This is a genomic window from Cellulomonas humilata, assembly GCF_013359775.1.
Classification (GTDB): domain Bacteria; phylum Actinomycetota; class Actinomycetes; order Actinomycetales; family Cellulomonadaceae; genus Cellulomonas; species Cellulomonas humilata.
The window spans coordinates 1-273 of the sequence record NZ_JABMCI010000012.1; the positions used below are offsets into that span (position 1 = coordinate 1).

A 273-nucleotide genomic window follows, 5' to 3' on the forward strand; every position below is an offset into this window, starting at 1 on the left:
GAGCTGGAGCCGCTCGACCGCGACGCCGCCGAAGACCATCGCGCCGATCCGCCCGTTCCCGAGCGGGAGGGCCTCGGTCCAGGCCGACGCCGGGGCGTCGTAGCGCAGGGTCGTCTCGGTCACGGGTCTCCAGGGCTGCCGAGGAAGAACCCGGTGTGAGGCGGCTGGTTGTAGGCCGTGTTCTGCCACGCGATCGCCACGCGGTACGTCTGGTCGTGCAGCAGGGTCCAGACGCGGGTGGTGGTCGGCGTCGGGGTGGCGTAGATCCGCAGC

Annotated in this window: 2 protein-coding genes; both read right to left on the reverse strand. The window is 72.2% G+C overall.

Annotated elements, in window-relative coordinates:
- Nucleotides 1-189: glycoside hydrolase N-terminal domain-containing protein (locus HP550_RS22865; RefSeq protein WP_175345561.1), on the reverse strand; the 189-nt coding region annotated here is incomplete at its 3' end.
- Nucleotides 120-272: a rhamnogalacturonan lyase family protein gene (locus HP550_RS22870; protein ID WP_343047853.1), complete on the reverse strand. Its 153-nt coding sequence runs from the start codon at nt 270-272 to the stop codon at nt 120-122. The genes HP550_RS22865 and HP550_RS22870, both read right to left, overlap by 70 nt.
- Nucleotide 273 lies beyond the last annotated feature (1 nt).